The organism is Ornithinimicrobium cryptoxanthini (assembly GCF_023923205.1).
Classification (GTDB): domain Bacteria; phylum Actinomycetota; class Actinomycetes; order Actinomycetales; family Dermatophilaceae; genus Ornithinicoccus; species Ornithinicoccus cryptoxanthini.
Genome location: NZ_CP099490.1, coordinates 2,014,796 through 2,036,102 on the forward strand (window position 1 = coordinate 2,014,796; position 21,307 = coordinate 2,036,102).

Sequence of the window (21,307 nt, forward strand, 5' to 3'; positions counted from 1 at the left end):
CTCCCGCAGAAACTACCAAGAACGGCCGGTCCCGGGAACGATTTGGACACGCGCCGGTATGGCTATGACTGAAGCGGCTTGAAACGAGGCCGCTTTGCCAGAGTCTAGTCTCCAGACGCCGCCGCACCAGCAGCCACGCTGAGACCTGAGCGGTTTCGATCGGATCTGCCACAACAGCGTCATTCCGCCGCGTTTCGCCCACTATGGGCTAACCGATCCGCCCGGAATTGGCTACCAGCAGTCAGCGCCTCACGCGCACGGTCGATACATCGCTGTACCGCCGAGTAGAGGACGTTCCGTGAGGGACCCCGATGCTGCCGGACACGCCGATGTTTGGATGTTGCCCTGCCTGGTTGGTGCTCGACGGACGGTCCCGTCACATCACCTCGGGTGAGTCGATGCCCAACAGCCCCAACCCGGTTACGAGCACGTCGAGCATTACGGCGCACAGCGCCAGGCGTGAGTTTCGCACTTGCGGGTCTGCGGCCTTGAGCACCGGGCAGTTCTCGTAGAACGCCGAGAACGCCTGCGCCACCTGGAACAGATGACTGCACAGCCGGTGCGGCTCGAGCGCCATGCCTACGTGTGCGACGACCTCACCGAACTCGATGAGCTCCAGGGCAAGCTCCCGCTCGGCCGGCTCGCGGACCACGATTCGGCCCCGTGCCTGCCCAGGACTAATGCCGGCGGTGCGGAAGATAGAGCGCACCCGGGCGGCGGCATACTGCAGATAGGGACCAGTGTTGCCTGTGAGCGCGGTCATCCTGTCCAGGTCGAAGACGTACTCGCTGTCGTGCGCGACGGACAGATCGGCATATTTCACCGCCCCGATGCCGATCTGCGGGGCGATCGCCGCGCGGGTCTCCTCCGGCAGGTCTGGCCTGGCCTCGTCGATGACCGCGCGCGCCGCCCCAACAGCCTCCTCCAGCAGTGCCATCAGCCGTAGCGGAGCACCGGAACGTGTGCGCAGGATCTTGCGGTCCTTCCCCAGCACGTTGCCGATCTGAACATGGACTACCTCGACCGACTGCGGAAGCCAGCCGGCCAGCCGAGCCGCGTCCCACACCATGTTCAGGTGCAGCGCCTGCGGGGCGCCAATGACATAGAGGATTCGGTCGGCGTCCAGGTTGCGCACGCGGTGCCGGATCGTAGCCAGGTCAGTCGTGGCATAGCCATAGCCACCGTCGGACTTGCGGATGATCAGCGGCACCGGCTTACCGTCGCGACCGGTGTAGCCCTCGAGGAAGACACACAGGGCGCCGTCGCTCATCGTGGCGATCCCGGCCGCCTCGAGCTCTTCACAGATCGCCGCCAGGTCGTCGTTATAGGTCGACTCACCGGCCAGGTCGGCGTCGGTCAACGTCACGCCCAGGGCGCCATAGATCCGGTTGAAGTAGTGCTGAGACAGTTCGACCAGGCCGTCCCACAGTCGCAGCGTCTCCTCGTCGCCGGCCTGGAGCGAGACGACCCTGGCACGGGAGCGGGTCGCGAAGTCCTCGTCGGACTCGAAGCGCGCGCGAGCCGCCTGGTAGAAGGCATTGGGGTCGCTCTCCAGGAGCCGTGCTGCTTCGCTGTCCTCACCGACCTCAAGCAGGTGCTCGAGCAGCATGCCGAAGGGCGTGCCCCAGTCACCAATGTGGTTCTGCCGGATGACGTGGTGGCCCAGGTGCTCCAGCGTGCGGGCCAGCGCGTCGCCGACCACCGTGGTGCGCAGGTGGCCGACGTGCATCTCTTTCGCCACGTTCGGCGCGGAGTAGTCGATCGGGACCTGCTGCGTATCCTGCCGCGGTACGCCGAGGCGGTCGTCGGCGGCCATGGCGCTCACCTGGTTGCTGATCCAGTCGCCGGCCAGAGTGAGGTTGATGAAGCCCGGCCCGCTGATCTCGACCTGCTCGAACGTCCCGTCCGGGGCCAAGCGCTCCACGATGTCCGTGGCGATGTCGCGCGGTGCTCTGTCAACGCGCTTGGCGAGGCCGAGAGCTGCGTTGACCTGGATGTCTGAGAACTGGCTGGGCCGCAGCACGGGGTCGGCTCCCGTGAACTCCGCACCAAGTGCGGCCTCGATAGCGGCAGAAACGAGCGGAGCTAGTTCCGACTGAAGCGACATGTGCCACAACCTACGCCGGCAGCATCGCGATGCCCCTGGCCGGTGGCGAGACCAGACCGCCGCGCGGACCCGTTCCGCATGCACTCATCTGCCGCGGGTCGGTCGTTCCGGAGGTGCGTCATTTCGCCGCGAAGCGGGCCCCTGAAGCTGGCGGCGCACAGTTCCTGAGCGCCATGGTACCGCTGCGGTACCATCCAGATATGGCGATGAACCTTAGGCTGACCGACGCCGAGACCGAAGCCCTGCGCAAAAAGGCCGAGCAGGAGGGGCGTTCCATGCAGGAGGTCGCTCGAGCCGCGATCGCTCAGTACGTCTCAGAGCGTCCCCAGCGACTGAGGGCCGCGATCGACCGAGTCCGCATTGAGGACGGCGTGCTGCTTGAGCGACTGAGTCGGTGAGCGCCGAGGAGCTGGACTACCTCTCGGTCGAGGACCTTCTGGAGATCGCATCCGGGGTGCTCGACGACGTCGCGGTTAGGGACCCTGGCCTCCTTGCCGCGGCCGCCACCCGGCCGATGACCACCGTGTTCGGCGACGACGCCTACCCGGCGTTCGAGGACAAGGTCGCGGCGCTGCTGCATTCCCTGGTCCGCAACCACGCCCTGGTGGACGGCAACAAACGCCTTGCCTGGTCGGCCGCCCGAGTCTTCTGCCTCCTCAATGGCCGCGATCTGACCTACACCGTCGACGAGGCAGAGCAGATGATGCTCGGAGCGGCCGCCGGCGGACTGGACGTTCGGCAGATCGCGGACTGGCTCGCAGCGCGAATCGGACCCGCGTCATAGCGCCGCGACTGGACGCGATGCTTGGGGTCGGCGTAGATCATGGGAGTCGACAGCCTCCTCGGGCTGGCGGCGGGCACCGACTTGGCCCGGATTCAGGTCGCCGCAGGAGGCGACCATGTCCACCACGGGCAGCTCCAGAACGACACTGCCGTTTCAGCTAAGTAGGACGCGAACCTTGTGTGCGCGACTGCCACGCACAACGCGACGACCGAAGCCAGCGAGAACGGACACCTCGGGAGCCGGGAACCACACGACCCCCGTGAAGGAGGAGACAACGCCGGGGGGGTTGATCGTCCGCGGACAACTGGATGCCAGGTGCTAGTCGTGATTGGCCTCGTTCCCGTTTGCCTCGCGTTCGCTCCTTACGAGGAGGGCTCCTCGTACCTCGTACCCGCTTTGTCCACCTCTACTGGTACCGGGCGTGGCTGATCGACCTTGGGCTGTCGCATACCTCTCGATGGGGCATAGGCCAAAGGCCGCGGCTCCACCGGAGCGGGAAGGCTTCCCGCGTGAGCCACGGGAGGAGTATGGTCGCAGCACGAACGAGCTGCGTGGAGGAACAAATGACCAGCAGAGATGACGCCTCCGAGGCATACGACCAGCACATGGCTTCTATCCCGCACAAGGCCGCGCCGCACGAGAGCCGGTGGTTGGACGAGTACCGACCGAGCGGCGCTCACGAGTCGACCTACATCACCTCATGGTTGGACGAGTACCGACCGGCTGGTGCCCACGAGTCGACGCAGGAGACCCGGTGGCTCGACGAGTACAGGCCGGCCGGCAGGCAGCGGTCTACCCATGAGGTGAAGTGGCTCGACGAGATAAAGTCTCAAGACAGCCCGCCGGCCGAGTGACGATGTCTCCGCAGGTCGCCCTCCTGCGGCTGCAGAGCACTCCTGCCTGCAACCTCAATTGCACGTACTGCTACATCCCGGAGACGAGCCGGATGCGGCGAGGGGTCATGTCATGGGATGTCCTGGGCGACTGCATTAGGAAGCTGCGCAACGAGGAACTCCTGGGAGAGGGGCTCACGGTCTCGTGGCACGGCGCCGAGCCCCTGATGGCGGGCCTTGATTGGTATGAGCAGGCCTTCCAGCTCATCGAAGACGAACTGTCGGCGTCAACGCGCGTAGAGCACGTCTTCCAGACCAACGGCGTGCTGCTCTCAGACGACTGGTGCCGCTTCCTGACCCGCACCGGCGCCCACATCGGTGTGAGCCTGGACGGCCCCGAGACCCACAGCGGGTCACGCGTCAATTGGGCCGGTCGCCCAGCCTGGCGCCAGGCGATGGCCGGCGTCGACCGACTGAACCAACACGGTGTCACGTGGTCGCTGCTAACGGTGGTTACACCAGAGACGATGCGGTCGCCGGAGCAGTTCGTCGACTTCGTCCTGGGCACGGGCTGCAGCGCGCTCGGGTTCAAGGTCGAGAACACCCTCGCGGCTCACGAGAGCCGCCTCGAGAGCAGCGTGGAGACGCTGCGCCTCTACCGCGATTTCGTCAAGCACTTGTGGACCGCACTCCCGAGGGACGGCGTTATCCGTGTCCGGGAGTTCGACCAGTACCTGGCGCTGCGCGACACGGGCGCTCAGGCGATCCCGGTCACCATCGTTCCGCTGCGAAACTTGACGGTCGCGGTGAACGGGGATTACACCGTATTCGCGCCCGAGTTGCTCTACCGCGACGACAGAGCCTTCGTGTTCGGCAACGTCACCGACGACGCCCCGCTGCTGGACTGCCTTGTCTCACCGCTCTTCGAGGCAGTGTCGCGGGAGATCCTGGCTGGGGTGGCGAGGTGCGCGGGTGAGTGCGACTACTACCGTCGATGTGGTTCTTACTACGTGAGCCACAAGTTCTCCGAGACCGGCAGCTTCGACGTGGGCGAGACCGCTGCATGCCGCCTGGAACTGCAGACTCTCTTCGGCGAGCTGGACACGCTTACTGGGCACCGCTGACTGTCGCCCGTCGCGGAGCTTCCCACCGCGTCATTCCGCCGCGTTCCGCCCGCTTTGACCCACATGGCTACGGCGCGGCAGCGGTCGCTGGTGAGCAGTGTGCTGAATGAGGCCCCGGTCCCGGGAAGCCTTCCGGACGGGGCTAACGGAACGGCGCGGTGTCGTCACGGCGGATGCTCAGCGCTGGTGCCGGAGGAGGTTCCTCTACTGGGATGCTGCGCGTGCTGCGGCGCCGATGCCGGTGATGACGTCTCGGATGAGGATCGCGGCGGTGTCGGGATCGGGCTGGCCGGCGTCCAGCCAGGCGGAAATCGCGGCAATGGTTGCGGTGGGTGCCAGGTGCGCTGCCCACTGCGCCCACGCAGGATCCGGGATGTCTTGGGTCAGTTGACCGCGGGCCATCTCGATCATCTCGGCGTTGAACCGGTCGGTCTCGGCGCGGAACTCAGACTCTCGTGCTGCGTGGTGGAAAAGGAGGCGGAAGCCGGCTGGGTCCCGGGCTGCTGCCGCGAGGAGGTCGTCGATGATTCCCTCGGTGTAGTCCGGTTCACCCACGGCCCGGTGAAGTCGTTCGCGGGCACGGTCAAGGACTGCGCGGTACAGCTGTGCCTTCGACTCGAAGTGGCGGTAGAGGATCGCGCGGCTGATCCCGGCAGCCCCGGCCACGTCCTCCAGGCCGGTGGAGGTGAACCCGGCAGTTGCGAAAACTTCCGTGGCGACGGAGAGGATCTGCTCGCGGCGCTGCGCCCGAGGGAGCTTCGCGCCGGGTGGTGCCCCTTCGCCTGTCATGGTCACCAGTGTATCCGCTACCGTGTACACGGTGATGTCAACATCGGGTAGGGGCCAGACGAGTCAGGCGGCGGTCGGAACCGTCGTGGTGGGTGCCGGTCAAGCCGGCCTCGCAGTCGGCTACCACCTTGCTCGTCATCGGCACCACTTTGTCATCCTCGATGCCGCCGACAGCGTCGGGGCAAGCTGGCCGAACCGCTGGGACTCGCTGAGGCTCTTCACCCCCGCCGGATTCACGCATCTGCCCGGGCTCGCCTTCCCCGCTGCCCGTTCGGAGCTTCCCGGCAAGGATGCCGTCGCGGACTACCTGGCTTCCTACGCCGAGCATTTCGCGCTGCCTGTCGAACTCAACAGCTTGGTTGAGTCCGTGCGCCGTCAGGAGGACGGATTCCTCGTCGTTGCCGGGTCGCGTCGCTGGCAGGCACGCAACGTGGTGCTCGCCACCGGAGCCCACGCTGCCCCCGTTGTGCCGGCGTTCGCCGACGAGGTCGATCCCGGGATCGTCCAGGTGCACGCATCCGACTATCGAGCCCCGGATCAGCTGCCAGGCGGTGTCGTCCTTGTCGTTGGCGCCGGAAACTCCGGCGCCGAGATCGCGCTCGACCTGGCGCGAGTCCGCGCCGTGCCTGACGGCCTCCCGCACGTTGGTGACGGCACCACGTTGGAACCGGACGCCATCGTGTGGTGCACGGGACTTCGGCCCGACTACAGCTACCTGGACCTCGACGTGTTCGATGAGCACGGACGCCTCCAACACCGTCGAGGCGTCGTCGCCGAGGAGCCCGGCCTCTACGTCGTCGGCCTGCCTTACCAGCGTTCGATAACCTCCCACCTCCTTGGGGGCGTTGGAGTCGATGCCAAGTACGTCGTCGACCGGCTCATCTCTCGGCGATTGAGCCGATTATCAACCCCATCCCGCTGATGATCCTATGCGGAACGGAAGCTGGAGTCCGCTTCGAGGAGGACTACGAGCCCGGGCGCCGTCGTGGCGGGTTCCCTCTGCGGCACGGGTCGGCTGTGGCCGACCGGAAGTCAAGCCGCCTCTGGAACGCCTCCGGCGACAGTCTTGCCGTAGTCCAGCCCTACTTCTTGACCCAGCAGAGGCAGAAGGGATGGCCGGCTGGATCCGCGTAGACTTGGAAGTTGTCGGGTTGGTCGTTGTCCGCTGCCCCTTGAAGCAGCTTCGCCCCTAATGACATGACTTCTTCGTGCGCTGGCTCGATGTCGTCCACCCACAGGTCAAGGTGAATCTGCTGAGGGGTTCCGTGTGGCCAGTCCGGTGGGACGTGGCCCGGCGCGAGCTGGACTCCGACACGCGCGCTGCCGTCCACGAGCACCATGTGCCAGTCGTCCTCGGCGTCGACCGTCCCACCGAGCAGCCCAGCCCAGAAGCCGCTTTCGGCAGTCAAGTCGGCCGCGTCGAACACCACGACCTGGCTGTTGATTCTCATTGCGCCAGCCTCGCACGGTCGCTTCCCAGGTGCTACGGGCCGGGACCAACCGGGCAAGGAGGCGCCGCGCCAACTCAGCCGGACTGGGGCTACAGAGGCCATCTATCGGGCCAGGCTTCCAGAGGTCGTCCTTCCGACTGATCATCACTAGCCTGCCCGGTGTGGACACGACTTTCAGCGCGAGATTGTTCGAGTGGCGCGGTCCGGCGCCGTTCTACTGGTTCCCGCTGCCCGAGGACGTGTGCGACTACGTCAGTGCCCAAGCGGTGCAAACTAGCTACGGCTGGGGCGCGATCCCGGTGCGCGTGCGCGTCGGACGCACGGAGTGGGAGACCTCGCTGCTGCCGCGCGACGGAGGCTACGTGCTGCCGGTAAAGAGGGCCGTCCGCATCCAGGAGCGTTTCGGCGACGGCGACACCGTGACGGTTGCGATGAGCGTGGCTCCCCGTGGTGGACGAGCCGCGAATGGCATCGGCCCGACAATGTGACGCGGCGCCAGTCAGGCGGGACGGCGCCGCGGCTGGCGTCGCCCGGCTATGCGGGTCTCCGGAGCGCTCGGTGCCTTGCGATGATCACCAACCTCTACTCGAGCGGCTCGCATCCTTCGCTCCGCAATCCGATCGGCTCATGGACACGATTGCCCCGCGTGTTACCGCCCCCGGGCGGCAGTCCCGAGTAGTTAGCGGCTCTCCGTGGCGTAGTGGCTGCGCAGCTCGGCGAGCAGGTCCACGGTGAGGTCCTCGCCAGCGGCGACAGCGGCGTGGACGTCGCGGAAGTACTGCTCGTACCCGGGCGGGGTGTACAGGCAGAGGGCCCCGGACCGCGGTGTCGGCGCTGGCGTTGCGGAACCCGTGCAACGAGCCTCTGGGGCCCAGTCGCCACCCTGCAGACCGGCCCGCAAGGGGATCCGCTTGCGGTGACGGCCAGGCGACGCGACCGCCTCATAAGCCGTTGGTGCAGTTCTGCGCTGCTTGACGCTTCTTGTGTCGAACGCCGCATCCATCGTGAAGAAACCTGCCATCCTCTTCGTGGATGACCCTGTCTGATGATCCGCCATCGTCCGCGACCTCGGCGTCCAGATCCTCCTGCGATAGCCCTCTGGCGAGCGGTTCGGCGTCCTTCCAGAGCTGCTCAGCATGCGTCCTAATTGCCTCCGCAGCGACGTCGGTCATCTCCATGAGCAGGGCCATCGACGACTTGCTGACCCCATTCAGCGACGCGGTGAGCGTGAAGACGTTCTGCTCACCCACGAGGTAGCGATCATGGAAGTTTGCTCGTCGCAACTCACGAACGATGCCGACATCGCTGGGTCGTGACAACTTGATCTGGAGAGAGAGTTCTGTGACGCGATCCCTGGACATGTTCGGACCGATCATGAAGCGAGATGCATCTGTATGCTCCAGCAGGTCCATGAGCTCCTGAACACCAAGGTAGTGGTCAGCGACCAACGCGTCGCCACACGTTGAAACTCGACCTAGAACCTGACCGTAGCCCAAGTTCTGATCCTCAGGCGCAAGCACAACGACGGACGAGTCTTGGAGCTCCGACTCCGCCATGGCCTCGGCGGCCAGCAGGGCGTGACCGAGCTTGGTAACGCTGTATCGATGCCAGCCATCGCGATCGATCCATCCCAGCCGTCGAAGGTGCGCTAGGAACTTCTCCGGAGGTTTGTCCGGGGCGTAGACGGCTGGCTTGCCGGGCTTGCCTGGGATGGTTTCGTACTCCCACTCGTCGAACAGGCCGAGTCCCGCGAACTGCCCCGTGTTGAAAAGTCCGGCGAAATCCCGACCGGGGATATTCAGGCCCGCCAGCGCGCGGGAAATTGAGTTGGCGTACTGACGCGAAGACGCATCGGCGACCTGCTGTGACTTCAGTATGCTGTCCACGAGAGCAGAGATGCCCGTAGCGTTCCTCTTGTGCTTGCGGACACGCCGATCTGGTACGGCAGGGATCTCGGGCTCCAGCAGGTTGCCCTTCCTTCGTGGCTTTGGCTCAGGCTGGAGGCGCCATTGGTTGATTTCGCGCCCGGTCGGGCGGTAGCCGCCACGGTTCACCGCGGCGATGAACTCCATCGCTCGGCGCTGCTCCTCGTTTACGATCACCCGTCTATTGCAGCACGAAGGTCCGACAGCCCTCGGCCTGCGACCGTAGCCACTCGGCGGATGCTCTCGTTTCGGTCAGTCTGCTCGCTCGGGGTGTTTGAGCCTGATGGCTGAAGCGACACCCCCCGGTACCCGTAGTCGGATCGGCTAACGAGACACGTCGAGCATCGGAGCCTGGACTCGCGTCATTCCGCGAAGCGGGCCCCTTTGAAGTTGGCGGGCGCACAGTTCCTGCGCGCCATGGTACCGCTGCGGTACCATCCAGGTATGGCGATGAACCTTAGGCTGACCGACGCCGAGAGCGAAGCCCTGCGCAAGAAGGCCGAGCAGGAGGGGCGTTCCATGCAGGAGGTCGCTCGAGCCGCGATCGCTCAGTACGTCTCAGAGCGTCCTCAGCGACTGAGGGCCGCGATCGACCGAGTCCGCATTGAGGACGGCGTGCTGCTTGAGCGACTGAGTCGGTGAGCGCCGAGGAGCTGGACTACCTCTCGGTCGAGGACCTTCTGGAGATCGCATCCGGGGTGCTCGACGACGTCGCGGTTAGGGACCCTGGCCTCCTTGCCGCGGCCGCCGCGCGGCCGATGACCACCGTGTTCGGCGACGACGCCTACCCGGCGTTCGAGGACAAGGTCGCAGCGCTGCTGCATTCCCTGGTCCGCAACCACGCGTTGGTGGACGGCAACAAACGCCTTGCCTGGTCGGCCGCCCGAGTCTTCTGCCTCCTCAATGGCCGCGATCTGACCTACACCGTCGACGAGGCGGAGCAGGTGATGCTCGGAGCGGCCGCCGGCGGACTGGACGTTCGGCAGATCGCGGACTGGCTCGCAGCGCGCATCGGGCCCGCGTCATAGCGGCACCCCTGACTCGAAGATCAGGTGAGTGTTGGGGCTGTCAGGCGGCTCCTCGGGGGTGGACGGTGACGTCGTAGCCCAGTGCTTGGAGTTGGCGGAGGGCGTGGCGCTTGGCGCGTTCGGGGTTGCGTCGGGTGTAGTAGTCCGGGCCGGGCTCTGCGTAGAGCTCGCCGGTGTTCATCATGGTCCAGACGAGGGTGAGCAGGGTGCGCTCGGTAGCGACGACGGCCTTGCCTTTTCCGCGGGACTTGGCCAGCCTGCGGTACTTGGTGTTGAGGAAGGTGCCCGGGTGTCGGGCGATGGACAGGGCTGCTGCACCGAGCGCGCCCTTGAGCCAGCGGTTGCCGGGGCGGGTTTTGCTGGATTTCTTCCGGCCGGCGGACTCGTGGTGGCCTGGGCAGACACCGGCCCAGGAGGCCAGGTGCCCGGGGGTGGCGAAGACGCTCATGTCGCCACCGGTCTCGGCGATGATGACGTCGGCGGTCGGGACGCCGATCCCGGGGATGCTGGTGACCAGCTCTCGGGCTGCGCGAAACGGGACCATCGCCTCCTCGATACGTTCGGTAAGGGTGTTGATCGCGGCCGTGTGTTGGTCGATCAGTTCCAGGTATAACTGGACCAGGAAGGCATGGTGCTCGGTGAACCGGCCGGCCAGTGCCTGGGTCAGGGCCGGGATCTTGACCCGCAGCCTGCGCACCGACAGCTCGGCCAGCGTGGCGGGGTCGCGTTCCCCGGCGACCATCGCTGCCAGGATCGCCCGCCCGGAGACTCCCGTGATGTCGGTGGCCACGACCGACAGTTTGATGCTGGCGTCCTCGAGGACCTTCTCCAGGCGTTGCGCCTCGCGGGTGCGTTCCCGGGTGACCGCGGTGCGGGCGCGGGTCAGGTCCCGCAACTGGCGGATCGGGGGCGGCGGCACGAAACTGGCCCGTAGCAGCCCGTGCGCGGCCAACTGGGCCAACCAGGCGGCGTCCGAGACGTCGGTCTTGCGGCCGGGCAGGTTCTTTGCCTCATGCGCGTTGACCAGCGTCACTTCGAACGGGCCGTCCTCCAGCAGGTAGTAGAACGGTTTCCAGTAGTCACCCGTGGCCTCCATCACCACGCACGTCACCCCGGCCGTGACCAGGTGCTCGCGCAGCGCCAGGACGTCGCCGGTCATCGACGACCAGGTGGTGATCTCCTCGGTGGGGCGGACCTTGCCCGAGGGCACGATCCGCACGCACGCCTTGGCGTCCCGCTTGGACACATCCAGTCCCGCACAGCGCGGGTGCAGCACTTCCATCGTCCTGTTCCTTCCGTGATCCGTGATCTGAGATGTGTGGACCGCGGGCGGGGCTGATCAGGTTCTGGAGTCTGACTCGCGTGCTCGTAGCAACAATCCACGGTTCCCGTGGCAGGCCCCGCACCTCACACTCTGTTACTGGCTCACCGGCACAAAGAAGTGTCCGAGGTCGACCACGATCCACGCTCCCCACTGTCCACCCGAACGACCAAGGTGACCAGTCAGGACTCTTCTGACCCCACGACGGCCGCCACGCGGCCCCAGGCACTCTGTTGTCAAGAGGCGGGTTCGAGGTGCCTGACGGTGTTGGCCTTCCTCGCTGGGCCCGGCGCGGGTAGCGTCGTGGGTGCGGGTCCGGGAAGTGGCTGATCCGAAGTGCCGGTGTGCGGGTGCGAGCCGGCCGCGCTGGATTCATGTGACGCCCCGCGGTGCCCTCCCGGACCCGCGTCCACCTGCTCGTCGCGGCCAGAGTCGGCGTCGGCCCGGAGTTGGCGGTAAAGGGCGTCGGAGATCCTGCGCTTGAGGCAGCGCATCGCCTCGGCACGGGTCTTGCCGGCGGCGATCTTGCGCAGGTAGTAGGCCCGGCCGGGAGTGTCGAGCCGGATCTGGGTCGTCGCCGCGATGTGGATCATGTGGTTCATCTTCCGGTTCCCGGCCCGGGAGAGCCGGTGCCGGACGATCTCGCCGGAGGAGGCCTCAATCGGCGCGGTCCCGGTCCAGGACGCGAACCTGTTCCGGTCGGCAAACCGCGCAACGTCACCGACGTCGGCCAAGACGCGGGCCGCGACCACCGGCCCGACACCTCGTAGTTCCATCAACCTCGATCCGCGGGCGCTCACCATCACCTTGAGCTCCTTGGTGATCGCCTTGATCTTCTTGTCGACCGTGAACAGGTCGGTCAGCTGCTCGACCGCGAGCCGGCGCCGGGTCTTGCCAGCGAGGTCGCCGGGCCGCACCGAGCCCAGAATTGCCTTGGCCTGCAACGCGGTCAGGTCCTTCTTCCCCTTCCCGGGGATGAGCTCGCAGAGCAGTCGCTGGAGCCGGTTGACGGTCTGGACCCGCTGCCTGGTCAGCTCCTCACGTCGGTCGGCCAGCATCCGCAGCGCCTCGAGCTCGACGTCGTAGGACAGGACTCGTAGCCCCTTGGTGCGGACCGCGACAACAGCGACCGCGTGCGCGTCGTGGGCGTCGGTCTTGTGGCCGGTGTCGAACAACCGAGCCCTGGCCGACAGCTTCGCCGGGACGTCGACGACGTGCTCGCCGTCGGCGAGGAGCCGCTGCGCCAGTGGTCGGCCGGCGCCGTTGCTGCCCTCGATCGCCCACTCCCGCCCGGGCCAGGCGTGCACATGTTTGCGCATCGCCGCGTAGCCGGCCTTGTCCGTGGTGAACCGCCCGGTTGCCAGCACAGTCTCTCGGTCGTCGACGACCTCGATGGTCGCCGACAGCTTGTGGGGATCGACCCCGATGAACACCTTCGCCATTTGCCTCTACCTCGCCTCGTGATGAACCTTGTAGGGATCGCGAGGTGGGCAGTGCTACTGAGAGCTGGGCAGACCCCTCTGGAGCCACACCTCGCCTGCGGTGCCCGACGGGAACGCAAACCGCTAGAGAGCCACACCGATCAAGCTGGTGGGCAGCCGCGAGGAGAGCATCCCGCCGGGCGCCTGGACCGAGTCTGGCCGGACACCGGCCCTAACGGAAGTGTCTAGTAGCCGCGTTCGACCGCCAGACACACGGGCGTCGATCCGGCTCCCTTCTGTTGTCAAGGGGTGAGGATCGGCTCTTTTGATCGTGCGCCGACGCTTGTCGCCGTCAAGACGTCCGGCGGGCGCTGCACCTTGACGGCTCTGGCGCGTCGGCGCGGTTGCTGGGGAGCCGGTCGCGGACGGGGCTGAGCAGGGGTCGCGCTGAGCGGTGGCGTCGTGGGCGCGTGTCCGGGAAGTGGCTGATCCGAAGTGCCGGTATGCGGGCGCGAGCCGGCCGCGCTGGAGTCACTGACGTCATCCGCCGGTTCCCAGCGCGGGAGAGGCGTTGCCGGTTCTGCTCTCCGGAGGAGGGCATCCAAGGGTGCGGTGCCGGTCCAGGACGCGAACCGGTTCCGGTCGGCGAACCGGGCCATGTCACCGACATCAGCCAGAATCCGGGCGGCCACCACCGGCCCGACACCATGCAGGTCCATCAGGTGAGAGTCGCGAGCCAGGACCAAGGGTTTCAGCTCGGCGGTGTCCTTCTTCATCTTGGCCTCCACCGCGACCAGCTCACTCGGCCAACTCCTCGGCCGTGATATGCCGACAGGTCTCGCCAGCAATGTCACGGGGACGGACGCTGGCCAGCATCACACATCCCCCGTTTCGCGGGCATTCTTAGGCACCAGGCCCGTTTCGCGAGCACTTTAGGTGAGTCTCGTCGGGACCTGGACGTGTTGTGCATTGCGTCATATCATGAGCAGATCGTCTCTGCGGGTGTCGGTCTGAGGGTGGCCCATGAGTGATTCGTCTGGACATCCGACGGCCGCAAGCCCGTTGCTTGATACCAAGTTGTACATTCCCCAGCGGCGATCCACTGCGGTGCCGCGTCCCAGGTTGATCGAACGCCTGGATGAGGGGACCGAGCGCAACCTCACCCTCGTGTCTGCCCCGGCCGGGTTCGGCAAGACGACGCTGCTGGCTGAGTGGCTGGGTGGACCAGCTGCCAGCAAGCGGCCCGCAGCCTGGCTGTCACTGGACCGGGGGGACAACAACCTCGAGCTGTTCTGGGCGTACGTCATCACCGCATTGCAGGGGGTGCGACCCGAGCTCGGGGAGAACACTCTGTCGTCGCTGCGGTCGTCGCAGTCGCCACCCAATGAGTGGGTCGTAACGACCCTGATCAATGACATCACTGCGATCGATGGCGAGTTTTCGACGGGTTCGGGGTCTAAATTGACCCTGATCCTCGACGATTACCACGTGATCGAGGCCGAGCCTGTCCATCGCAGCGTCACGTTTCTTCTCGAGCACCTGCCGCCGCAAATGCATCTGGTGGTTGCCACTCGCTCCGACCCGCCTTTGCCACTGGCGCGCCTGCGAGCGCGGGGCGAGTTGACTGAGCTGCGGGCCGCGGATCTGCGTTTCGCCCCCGATGAGGCGGCGGCGTTCCTCAATGAGGTGATGGGGCTGGACCTTGCGTCAGCCGATGTGGCAGCCCTAGAGCGGCGGACCGAAGGTTGGATCGCGGGGCTGCAGTTGGCTGCGCTGTCGATGCAGGGGCGGGCGGATGTCCCCCGGTTGGTGCGTGCTTTCGCTGGCGATGACCGTTATGTCGTTGACTACCTGGTCGAGGAGGTCCTGCGACGCCAGCCCGACCACATCCGCGGCTTCCTGCTGCAGACCTCGATCCTTGACAGGCTGAGCGGCCCGCTGTGCGATGCGGTCACCGGCCGGGAAGACGGTCAACAGCTGTTGACGACCCTGGAGCGAGGGAATCTGTTCGTCGTCCCGTTGGATGACAAGCGCCGCTGGTTTCGCTACCACCATCTCTTCGCGGACGCGCTCCGGGTGCACGTGGCGGAGGAGCAACCCACCGGGATGCCCGTCTTGCACCGGCGGGCCAGCGCATGGTGTGAGCGCAACGGTCAGCCATCCGAAGCGGTGCAGCACGCCCTGGCCGGCGAGGACTTCGGTCGCGCGGCGGGCCTGGTCGAGCTCGCTGGCCGAGCAATGCTCATTGGTCAGCAGGATGCTGTGTTCCTGGGCTGGCTGAAGATGCTGCCAGACGAGCTGGTGCGTACCAGGCCCGTGCTGTGCGTCTACTACGCCCTGGCGTTGGTGTCCTTCGACCCCGAAGCGGCTGAGGGCCGCCTGCGTGACGTCGAACGGCTGGTCGACATGGCCGTACAGGGGAGCGAGTGGCCAGCGGGCGCTGCCGGGGAGATGGTCGTCCACGACGACGAGGGGTTTGGGTCGCTGCGGGGCATGATCGCGATCGTTCGTGCCTATCGTGCCGGTGCGCTCGGCGATGTGCCTGGCATCGTCTACTACGCCCGGCAGGCATGGCAGCTCCTCCCCGAGGATGATCACCTGTGGCGTGGCGCCGCGGGTGGGCTCCTGGGCCTTGCGCACTGGACCAGCGGAGACCTGGAGGCGGCCTACCGGGCACTTGCCGACGCATGGGCCAGCCTGCGGATGACCGGCGACAGCCAGGAAGTCAGCAGCGCCTTCGTGCTGGCTGACATCAGGGTGGCGCAGGGCCGGCTGAGCGAGGCGGCAAGACTGTATGAGCAGGCTCTGCACCGTGCGGCTGGGACGGGCGGGTCCATCCCGCCGCCAGCGGCGGATCTGTATGTGGGGTTGGGCGAGCTGAGCTGTGAGCACGGCGATCTGGAAGGCGCCAGTCGCTACCTGCAGCGAAGCAAGGAGCTGAGCGAGCACGGCGGGATAGCGGAGCACCGGCATCGTTGGTTCGTGGCCATGGCACGGATCGAGGAGGCCCGGGGAGACCTGGACGGCGCGCTCGACCTGCTCGACGAGGCAGAACGCGTGTATGTCAGCAGTCCCGCCCCCGACGTGCGTCCTATAGCGGCGTTGAAGACGCGCGTGTGGGTCCGCCAGGGCAGGCTGGCCGAGGCGTTGGGTTGGGCCCGCGAGCGCGGCCTGTCTGTTGATGAGCATCTCAGCTACCTGCGCGAGTTCGAACACATCACGCTGGCGAGGGTGCTCATCGCAAGCCACAAGCGCCACCAGGAGGAGGGCCCGCTTCGAGACGCAATGGCGCTACTGGAGCGCCTCCGCGACACGGCGGAGGCGGGCGAGCGGACGGGCAGTCTGATCGAGATCCTGACGGTGCAGGCGCTCGCGCACGAGGCACAGGCCGACGTCGCCGGTGCCCTGGCGCCGCTGGAGCGTGCTCTCACGCTGGCTCAGCCCGAGCGCTACGTGCGGACCTTTGTAGGCGAAGGACAGACCATGCGCACCCTGCTCCGCCACGCCGCCGCCGGTGGCATCGCAAGCGCCTACACGCAGCGACTGCTCGCTGCGATCGACGAGTCTGCGCAGCCTGTGTCCACCGCGGCCCAGGTCGCCCCCGGACTTGCCGAACCGCTGACAGGACGGGAGGTCGAGATCCTGCGTCTCATTGCTACAGGCATGCGGAACCAGGAGATCGCCAACCACCTGTTCATCAGCCTGTCCACCGTCAAGCGTCACATCGCCAATGCCTACCGCAAGCTGGACGTCAGTCACCGGACCCAGGCGGTTGCGCGAATCAACGAGCTGAACCTGTTGTAGCAGCGGTTCTCTGCGTCGCCGCCGCCGGCCTCACACCGGGCAGCGCACACATCGGCCCGGCATCGCCAACGACACCCGCAAATTGCACCCCCCCAGCTACACCCTTTGGTCGATGCCGACAGGGTCCATCGTTCGTAAATTGTCACCGTGATGACATGTGAAAGCGCTGGCGACCCGCCATGAGCGATGCCTACGAGGTGCGCGTGCAGGGGCACCTCAACGACCGCTGGTCTGACTGGCTTGGCGGCCTGGCCGTGCGACGACAAGCAGACGGCACGACCGTGCTGGCTGGATCAATCGTTGACCAGGCCGGGCTCCACGGCGTGATCACTCGCATCCGTGACCTCGGCCTGCCTCTGCTGTCGGTGCAGCGGGTCGGCTCAGGCAGTGAACATCCAGAACCAAAAGATGATCTTAACTAGAAGGAGGCACAAGATGAATGGTTTGCAGAAGATGGGTGCCGTTGCGGCACTGGCCATGGCAGCGGCATGGGTGGTGGCCTTTGCGGTGCTCTTAGGGGTACTAATGCCCGCCGGCTACGACGACGAGGGTGCCAGCGCCCTCGAGAAGGCGGGAATTCTCACAGAGAACCAGGCACTGGCGTCCATCGGGTTGTATCTCATCCCCTATGTGGCATGGGGCATCCTTCTTGTGGTCTTGGCTCTGGCGCTCCACGACCTCTTGAAGGCCGGTTCGCCAGCCGTGGCGCAGATCGCGACCGCTATCGGGTTCATCTGGGCCGGTCTGGTCATCGCTAGCGGCATGGTCGCCATCAACGGTATCCGGGTGGTCGGCGAGCTCTACGGTACGGACGCAGCGCAAGCGGGGGCAGTCTGGGCGCCGGTCGAAACCGTCGTCGGTGGGCTTGGCGGTGGTGCGGGCGAGATCCTCGGCGGCGTGTGGCTGCTGCTCATCGGTTGGGCGGCCTTGCGGGCGCAGGAGCTGCCCAGGGCACTGAGCTCCCTGGGCATCGTGCTCGGAATCGCCGGCATCCTCACGGTGGTCCCGGCCCTCGAGCCCGCCGCATCCCTATACGGGCTCGGCCTCATCGTGTGGTTCGTCTGGCTTGGGACCCTCATGCTGCGTACCAGCGCGAGGCGCACAAGCCGCACGCCGGCCCGCGTGGCCGCGGGCTAGAGGGCGAAACGACAGCAGGAGCGAGGACCAATGACATCGGTACGCTCACACACACGCTCGACGTCCAGGCGGCAGATCGCGCTCGTTGTCCTCTCCCTGATGCTCGCGGTCCTCTTCGCCTACCCCGGCTCGGGACTCCTGTTGGGCTGGTGGAACACCGAGTCCGGCGGAATCCACCAGTTTCACACCGTCGTGTGGGGCACGCACACCGCATTGATGCTCTCGGTCGGGCTGTTCGCCCTAACAGTTCGAACCGAACAGCGCGTCGCCACCGCCCAACAAGTGGGCGTCGCGATGGCCGTCATGATGACGGTCTTCTTCGGCAGCGTCGTCATCCCTCACTTTGGAGAGCCCGGGGTCGGGATCGACCGTGTCGTGTTCAGCATCATGGTCCTGGTTCTCACGGGCGTGGTCCTAGCGCTTCACCCACGCCGCGGGGAGCTATTGACGAGTGGACGGGCAATCAGCAAACCGATGGCTGCGCTGGCTGTCGTCGGTCTCGCAGTGGCCGCTCCATATGCCCTCGACCAGATCCAAATCCAACTGGCCGCGGACCTGGCCACGGACCCGCACTCGGCAGGCGGAAGGGAGCATTGGGTCGAAATGGCCAGCGCCGCGCTCACGCTCCCACTCATCGCCTTCGTTGCCGCGCTACGCACACGCGGGTTTCGGCTGGTCGCGTGGACCGCAGGGATCGGCACGATGGTCTTCGGCGCTGCCTCGGTCGTGTTGCCGGAGCAGGCATCCAGTCCGGGTGTCGCTTGGGGTGCGGTCGTGCTGGTCGGCGGGGCCCTGTTCGTAGCGGTCGCCGAGATCGAAGCCCAGCCGCGAGGCACCCTGTTACTGCCACTGACCCTGGCCACCCTTCTGCTGACCTCCGTCCTGGGACTGGCGGAGGCGACCCAGTGGACGCCATGGAACCTGACCCTCAAGTCGTTCGGGGTGGACCGGCCGCTCTTGGTGCTCGTGCTCCTGGCGCTCGGCGCTGTCGCCTTCCACGCGCTCACCCGCCGTGTCCCGGTCGCCGTCAAGGAGGGTTGAGGTGGGATCCCCCGTCATCGAGGTCGTCCACCTCGCTAAGTCCTACGGCTCGACCCGAGCAGTCGCCGACGTCTCCCTCACGGTCGCGGAGGGCGAGATCTTCGGCATCCTGGGGCCCAACGGTGCCGGGAAGACGACGACCGTGGAGTGCCTCTCCGGGCTGCGCAGCCCGGACAGCGGGTCGGTGCGCGTGCTGGGCATCGACCCGCTCCGGGACCCGGCCGCCGTCCGGCAGGTCCTGGGCGTCCAACTGCAGGAGTCCAGGCTGCCGGGCAAGCTGAGAGTGCTCGAGGCGCTGCGGCTCTACGCCGCGTTTTATCCCGAGCCCGCCGACCCGGAGGAGCTGCTCGGGCTGCTCGGGCTCACTGACCGCCGGGACACCTCCTACCGAGACCTATCCGGCGGTCAGAAGCAGCGGCTCTCGATCGCGCTGGCCCTCGTCGGCCGGCCCCGTGTGGCGATCCTGGACGAGCTGACCACGGGTCTGGACCCGCAGGCTCGCCGGGAGACGTGGGGGCTGATCGAGCGGGTCCGTGACAGCGGGGTCACCGTGCTGCTGGTCACCCACTTCATGGACGAGGCCGAACGGCTCTGCGACCGCCTCGTCGTGATCGACCGGGGACAGGTCGTCGCCCAGGGATCTCCCGCCGAGCTGACCGGCGATGACGGCGAGCAGCGGACCTTCCGAATGCGCCTGCCCGCGGGCTCGCTACCCGGCACCGGCCTGCTGACCGCCCTGCCCGAGGTGACCGTGGCCCACGAGGTCGACGACCTCCTCGAGGTCACCGGGACGGCGACGGTGCTGCCCGCGGTGATCATCGCCCTGCACGACCGCGGCATCGTTCCGGACGAGGTCCGTACGGTGAGCCGCTCCCTCGAGGACGCCTTCGTCGCCCTCGTCGCCCGCAACCCGCAGGAGGAAACCCAGCGATGACCACCCCGACCCGGCCCCAGAGCGCACGCCGCAGACTCGCCGAGCACCACGGCATGCGCGGGCTGACCACCCTGCTCGGCAGCGAGGCAAGGCTGTTCACCCGCGACGTCGGCAACGTCTTCTTCGTCGTGGGATTCCCGACGGTGCTGCTGCTGGGCATGGCGTTCGCCATCCCGGGGATGCGCGAGACCATCACCGACGCGCCGCAGCCCTTCACCGGGCTGCGCCCCATGGACCTCTTCGCGCCCATTGTGGTCGCGGTCGCCGTCGCCACCGCAGGCCTGACCACCCTGCCCACCTATCTGGCCGCCTACCGGGAGACCGGCGTGCTCCGCCGGCTGGCCACCACGCCGATGCGACCGCTGGGCGTGCTGGTTGGCCAGGTCCTCGCGCAGCTGGCCGGTCTGACCGTCGGATGCGGGCTGGCCCTAGGTGTCGGTGCGATGGTAATCGGACTGCCCGGGCCGGAGCGCATTGGCCTGGCCGCCGCGAGCTATCTCCTGGCAGTGGCGGCCATCTTCGCGATCGGGCTGATGCTCGGCGGGTTGGCGCCCAAGGCCACGACGGCATCGGGGATCGGCATGCTGCTGTACTTCCCGATGCTTTTCCTGGCCGGCATGTGGACCCCGGGCCCGCTGATGCCGGACACGCTCGAGCGGATCGCGGCATACAGCCCCCTGGGTGCAGCCTCCCAGTCGCTGAGCGCGGCCTGGTTCGGGGGCGACCTGCCGATCCTGCAGCTGCTGGTGATGGCCGGCTGGGCCGTTGCCGCATTCGGCGTGGCCCTCAGAACCTTCCGCTGGGACTAAGTCGGTCCGCCGCACGGGTGGCGCCACACGGGTCCTCCCGACAGGGTTCGGTGGGCTGCAAGAAGACCCGCTGGTGCGCCGCGTGATGCACGCTCACGCCGCAACGAGGACACGCAGCTTCCGAGTCTGCCGCCCGGCGCTCACCTGATGACATGCGCGAGGGCGTCCTCGGCAAGGGCCTGTGACGTGCCGTCTTCAACGAGCAACGTGAGGTCTCAGGGCAGTCAAACGCGTGTCGGGCAAACGCGTCACGCTCTCGACGCAGGTAGGCGGAGTCCACGACGTGGACGCTATCGATGTTGAGGAGATCGCCAACGCTCTGGCAGATCAGACCGACTACGAGCATCGATGGTTGATCGACCCGAGAACGGGCGAGGTTGCTTTCTGGACCAGTGACCTGGGTATCGATGGTGAGAACCAGGTCGAGCTCGACGAGCTGGACCTGATCCTGATCGACCCCCTCCCGCCATACGTCTGGTACCAGGACATGGTCGACTTCTCCGACGGCATCAGGGACCGCAGCGCAGGGAGCGCCTGCGCCGCTCGCTGGAGGGCAAGGGCGCATTCCGGCGCTTCAAGAATGCGCTGTACCAGCAACACCCCGACCTGATCTCGGCCTGGCACACGCTGCGGGATGCCAGGGCGCGGGCCCGGGCCGTGCAGTGGCTGGCAGACGAAGGGCTCATCGACGAAGACGCCGCCCAAAGGTTCCAGCGAGACCACCCAGAGCCCGCCCTGCCCTGAGCCCGAGCAGCGCGAAGTCCGGCCAGATCCGCGTCGTTCTACCTGCGTCCTACCG

The 21,307-nt window shown here is 66.8% G+C and carries 23 protein-coding genes; 16 read left to right on the forward strand and 7 right to left on the reverse strand.

What is annotated here, in order from left to right; genetic code table 11:
* Positions 1 to 376: 376 nt before the first annotated feature.
* A complete protein-coding gene (gene argS / locus NF557_RS09290; protein WP_252618923.1) occupies positions 377 to 2,107 on the reverse strand; it encodes an arginine--tRNA ligase in 1,731 nt (576 codons plus the stop codon).
* Positions 2,108 to 2,307: 200 nt separating this feature from the next.
* Here argS and NF557_RS09295 point away from each other — a divergent pair, with 200 nt between their 5' ends.
* The 4 genes from NF557_RS09295 to NF557_RS09310 all read left to right on the forward strand — a co-directional run bounded on the left by NF557_RS09295 (position 2,308) and on the right by NF557_RS09310 (position 4,848).
* Positions 2,308 to 2,505 carry a ribbon-helix-helix protein, CopG family gene (locus NF557_RS09295; protein WP_252618925.1) on the forward strand — a complete coding sequence of 66 codons (198 nt, stop codon included), beginning with the start codon at positions 2,308 to 2,310 and terminating at the stop codon, positions 2,503 to 2,505.
* Positions 2,502 to 2,891 (forward strand): type II toxin-antitoxin system death-on-curing family toxin, encoded by a 390-nt coding sequence (locus NF557_RS09300; protein WP_252618927.1) that lies wholly within the window; start codon positions 2,502 to 2,504, stop codon positions 2,889 to 2,891. Before NF557_RS09295 ends, NF557_RS09300 begins: the two co-directional genes overlap by 4 nt.
* 563 nt (positions 2,892 to 3,454) lie before the next feature.
* Positions 3,455 to 3,745 carry a hypothetical protein gene (locus NF557_RS09305; RefSeq protein ID WP_252618928.1) on the forward strand — a complete coding sequence of 97 codons (291 nt, stop codon included), beginning with the start codon at positions 3,455 to 3,457 and terminating at the stop codon, positions 3,743 to 3,745.
* A gap of 2 nt (positions 3,746 to 3,747) precedes the next feature.
* Positions 3,748 to 4,848: a radical SAM protein gene (locus tag NF557_RS09310; RefSeq protein ID WP_256855768.1), complete on the forward strand. Its 1,101-nt coding sequence runs from the start codon at positions 3,748 to 3,750 to the stop codon at positions 4,846 to 4,848.
* Positions 4,849 to 5,052: 204 nt separating this feature from the next.
* Here NF557_RS09310 and NF557_RS09315 read toward each other — a convergent pair whose 3' ends face one another.
* The gene (locus tag NF557_RS09315) at positions 5,053 to 5,637 is read right to left on the reverse strand and encodes a TetR/AcrR family transcriptional regulator (protein ID WP_252618929.1); all 585 of its coding nucleotides are present in this window, start codon (positions 5,635 to 5,637) and stop codon (positions 5,053 to 5,055) included.
* Between the two features lie 34 nt (positions 5,638 to 5,671).
* On the opposite strand from NF557_RS09315, the gene NF557_RS09320 reads away from it, so the two are divergent.
* The gene (locus NF557_RS09320) at positions 5,672 to 6,559 is read left to right on the forward strand and encodes a flavin-containing monooxygenase (RefSeq protein WP_252624053.1); all 888 of its coding nucleotides are present in this window, start codon (positions 5,672 to 5,674) and stop codon (positions 6,557 to 6,559) included.
* Positions 6,560 to 6,719: 160 nt separating this feature from the next.
* Here NF557_RS09320 and NF557_RS09325 read toward each other — a convergent pair whose 3' ends face one another.
* Entirely contained in the window at positions 6,720 to 7,088 is a 369-nt protein-coding gene (locus NF557_RS09325; RefSeq protein WP_252618930.1) for a VOC family protein, read from the reverse strand.
* 161 nt (positions 7,089 to 7,249) lie between these two features.
* Here NF557_RS09325 and NF557_RS09330 point away from each other — a divergent pair, with 161 nt between their 5' ends.
* Positions 7,250 to 7,576 (forward strand): DUF1905 domain-containing protein, encoded by a 327-nt coding sequence (locus NF557_RS09330; protein ID WP_252618931.1) that lies wholly within the window; start codon positions 7,250 to 7,252, stop codon positions 7,574 to 7,576.
* A 453-nt stretch (positions 7,577 to 8,029) separates the two neighbouring features.
* Here the strand turns inward: NF557_RS09330 and NF557_RS09335 are convergent, their stop codons facing one another.
* The gene (locus NF557_RS09335) at positions 8,030 to 9,190 is read right to left on the reverse strand and encodes a hypothetical protein (RefSeq protein ID WP_252618932.1); all 1,161 of its coding nucleotides are present in this window, start codon (positions 9,188 to 9,190) and stop codon (positions 8,030 to 8,032) included.
* Between the two features lie 267 nt (positions 9,191 to 9,457).
* Here NF557_RS09335 and NF557_RS09340 point away from each other — a divergent pair, with 267 nt between their 5' ends.
* Positions 9,458 to 9,655 carry a ribbon-helix-helix protein, CopG family gene (locus NF557_RS09340; RefSeq protein ID WP_252618933.1) on the forward strand — a complete coding sequence of 66 codons (198 nt, stop codon included), beginning with the start codon at positions 9,458 to 9,460 and terminating at the stop codon, positions 9,653 to 9,655.
* Positions 9,652 to 10,041 carry a type II toxin-antitoxin system death-on-curing family toxin gene (locus NF557_RS09345; RefSeq protein ID WP_252618934.1) on the forward strand — a complete coding sequence of 130 codons (390 nt, stop codon included), beginning with the start codon at positions 9,652 to 9,654 and terminating at the stop codon, positions 10,039 to 10,041. The genes NF557_RS09340 and NF557_RS09345 overlap by 4 nt, the downstream gene beginning before the upstream one ends.
* A gap of 40 nt (positions 10,042 to 10,081) precedes the next feature.
* Here the strand turns inward: NF557_RS09345 and NF557_RS09350 are convergent, their stop codons facing one another.
* From NF557_RS09350 to NF557_RS17835, 3 genes are all read right to left on the reverse strand, one after another.
* Entirely contained in the window at positions 10,082 to 11,323 is a 1,242-nt protein-coding gene (locus NF557_RS09350) for an IS110 family RNA-guided transposase (protein WP_252618936.1), read from the reverse strand.
* 275 nt (positions 11,324 to 11,598) lie between these two features.
* Complete coding sequence (locus NF557_RS09355) at positions 11,599 to 12,804, reverse strand: IS110 family RNA-guided transposase (RefSeq protein ID WP_252618938.1); 1,206 nt, start codon at positions 12,802 to 12,804, stop codon at positions 11,599 to 11,601.
* A gap of 281 nt (positions 12,805 to 13,085) precedes the next feature.
* Positions 13,086 to 13,559, reverse strand: coding sequence for a transposase (locus tag NF557_RS17835; RefSeq protein WP_425342939.1), 474 nt, complete (start codon positions 13,557 to 13,559; stop codon positions 13,086 to 13,088).
* Between the two features lie 247 nt (positions 13,560 to 13,806).
* Between NF557_RS17835 and NF557_RS17575 the strand changes: the two genes are divergently transcribed.
* The 8 genes from NF557_RS17575 (at position 13,807) to NF557_RS17840 (ending at position 21,252) form a co-directional block, all read left to right on the forward strand.
* Positions 13,807 to 16,587 carry a winged helix-turn-helix domain-containing protein gene (locus tag NF557_RS17575; RefSeq protein WP_280923959.1) on the forward strand — a complete coding sequence of 927 codons (2,781 nt, stop codon included), beginning with the start codon at positions 13,807 to 13,809 and terminating at the stop codon, positions 16,585 to 16,587.
* A gap of 179 nt (positions 16,588 to 16,766) precedes the next feature.
* Entirely contained in the window at positions 16,767 to 17,009 is a 243-nt protein-coding gene (locus tag NF557_RS09370; RefSeq protein ID WP_252618939.1) for a hypothetical protein, read from the forward strand.
* Entirely contained in the window at positions 16,975 to 17,724 is a 750-nt protein-coding gene (locus NF557_RS09375; protein ID WP_252618940.1) for a DUF4386 family protein, read from the forward strand. The genes NF557_RS09370 and NF557_RS09375 overlap by 35 nt, the downstream gene beginning before the upstream one ends.
* Before the next feature lie 99 nt (positions 17,725 to 17,823).
* A complete protein-coding gene (locus NF557_RS09380) occupies positions 17,824 to 18,765 on the forward strand; it encodes a hypothetical protein (RefSeq protein ID WP_252618942.1) in 942 nt (313 codons plus the stop codon).
* Between the two features lies 1 nt (position 18,766).
* Positions 18,767 to 19,699 carry an ABC transporter ATP-binding protein gene (locus tag NF557_RS09385; RefSeq protein WP_252618944.1) on the forward strand — a complete coding sequence of 311 codons (933 nt, stop codon included), beginning with the start codon at positions 18,767 to 18,769 and terminating at the stop codon, positions 19,697 to 19,699.
* Entirely contained in the window at positions 19,696 to 20,508 is an 813-nt protein-coding gene (locus NF557_RS09390) for an ABC transporter permease (RefSeq protein ID WP_252618945.1), read from the forward strand. Before NF557_RS09385 ends, NF557_RS09390 begins: the two co-directional genes overlap by 4 nt.
* A gap of 283 nt (positions 20,509 to 20,791) precedes the next feature.
* A complete protein-coding gene (locus NF557_RS09395) occupies positions 20,792 to 21,118 on the forward strand; it encodes a hypothetical protein (RefSeq protein WP_252618947.1) in 327 nt (108 codons plus the stop codon).
* Complete coding sequence (locus tag NF557_RS17840; RefSeq protein WP_425342970.1) at positions 21,055 to 21,252, forward strand: hypothetical protein; 198 nt, start codon at positions 21,055 to 21,057, stop codon at positions 21,250 to 21,252. Before NF557_RS09395 ends, NF557_RS17840 begins: the two co-directional genes overlap by 64 nt.
* Positions 21,253 to 21,307: the final 55 nt, after the last annotated feature.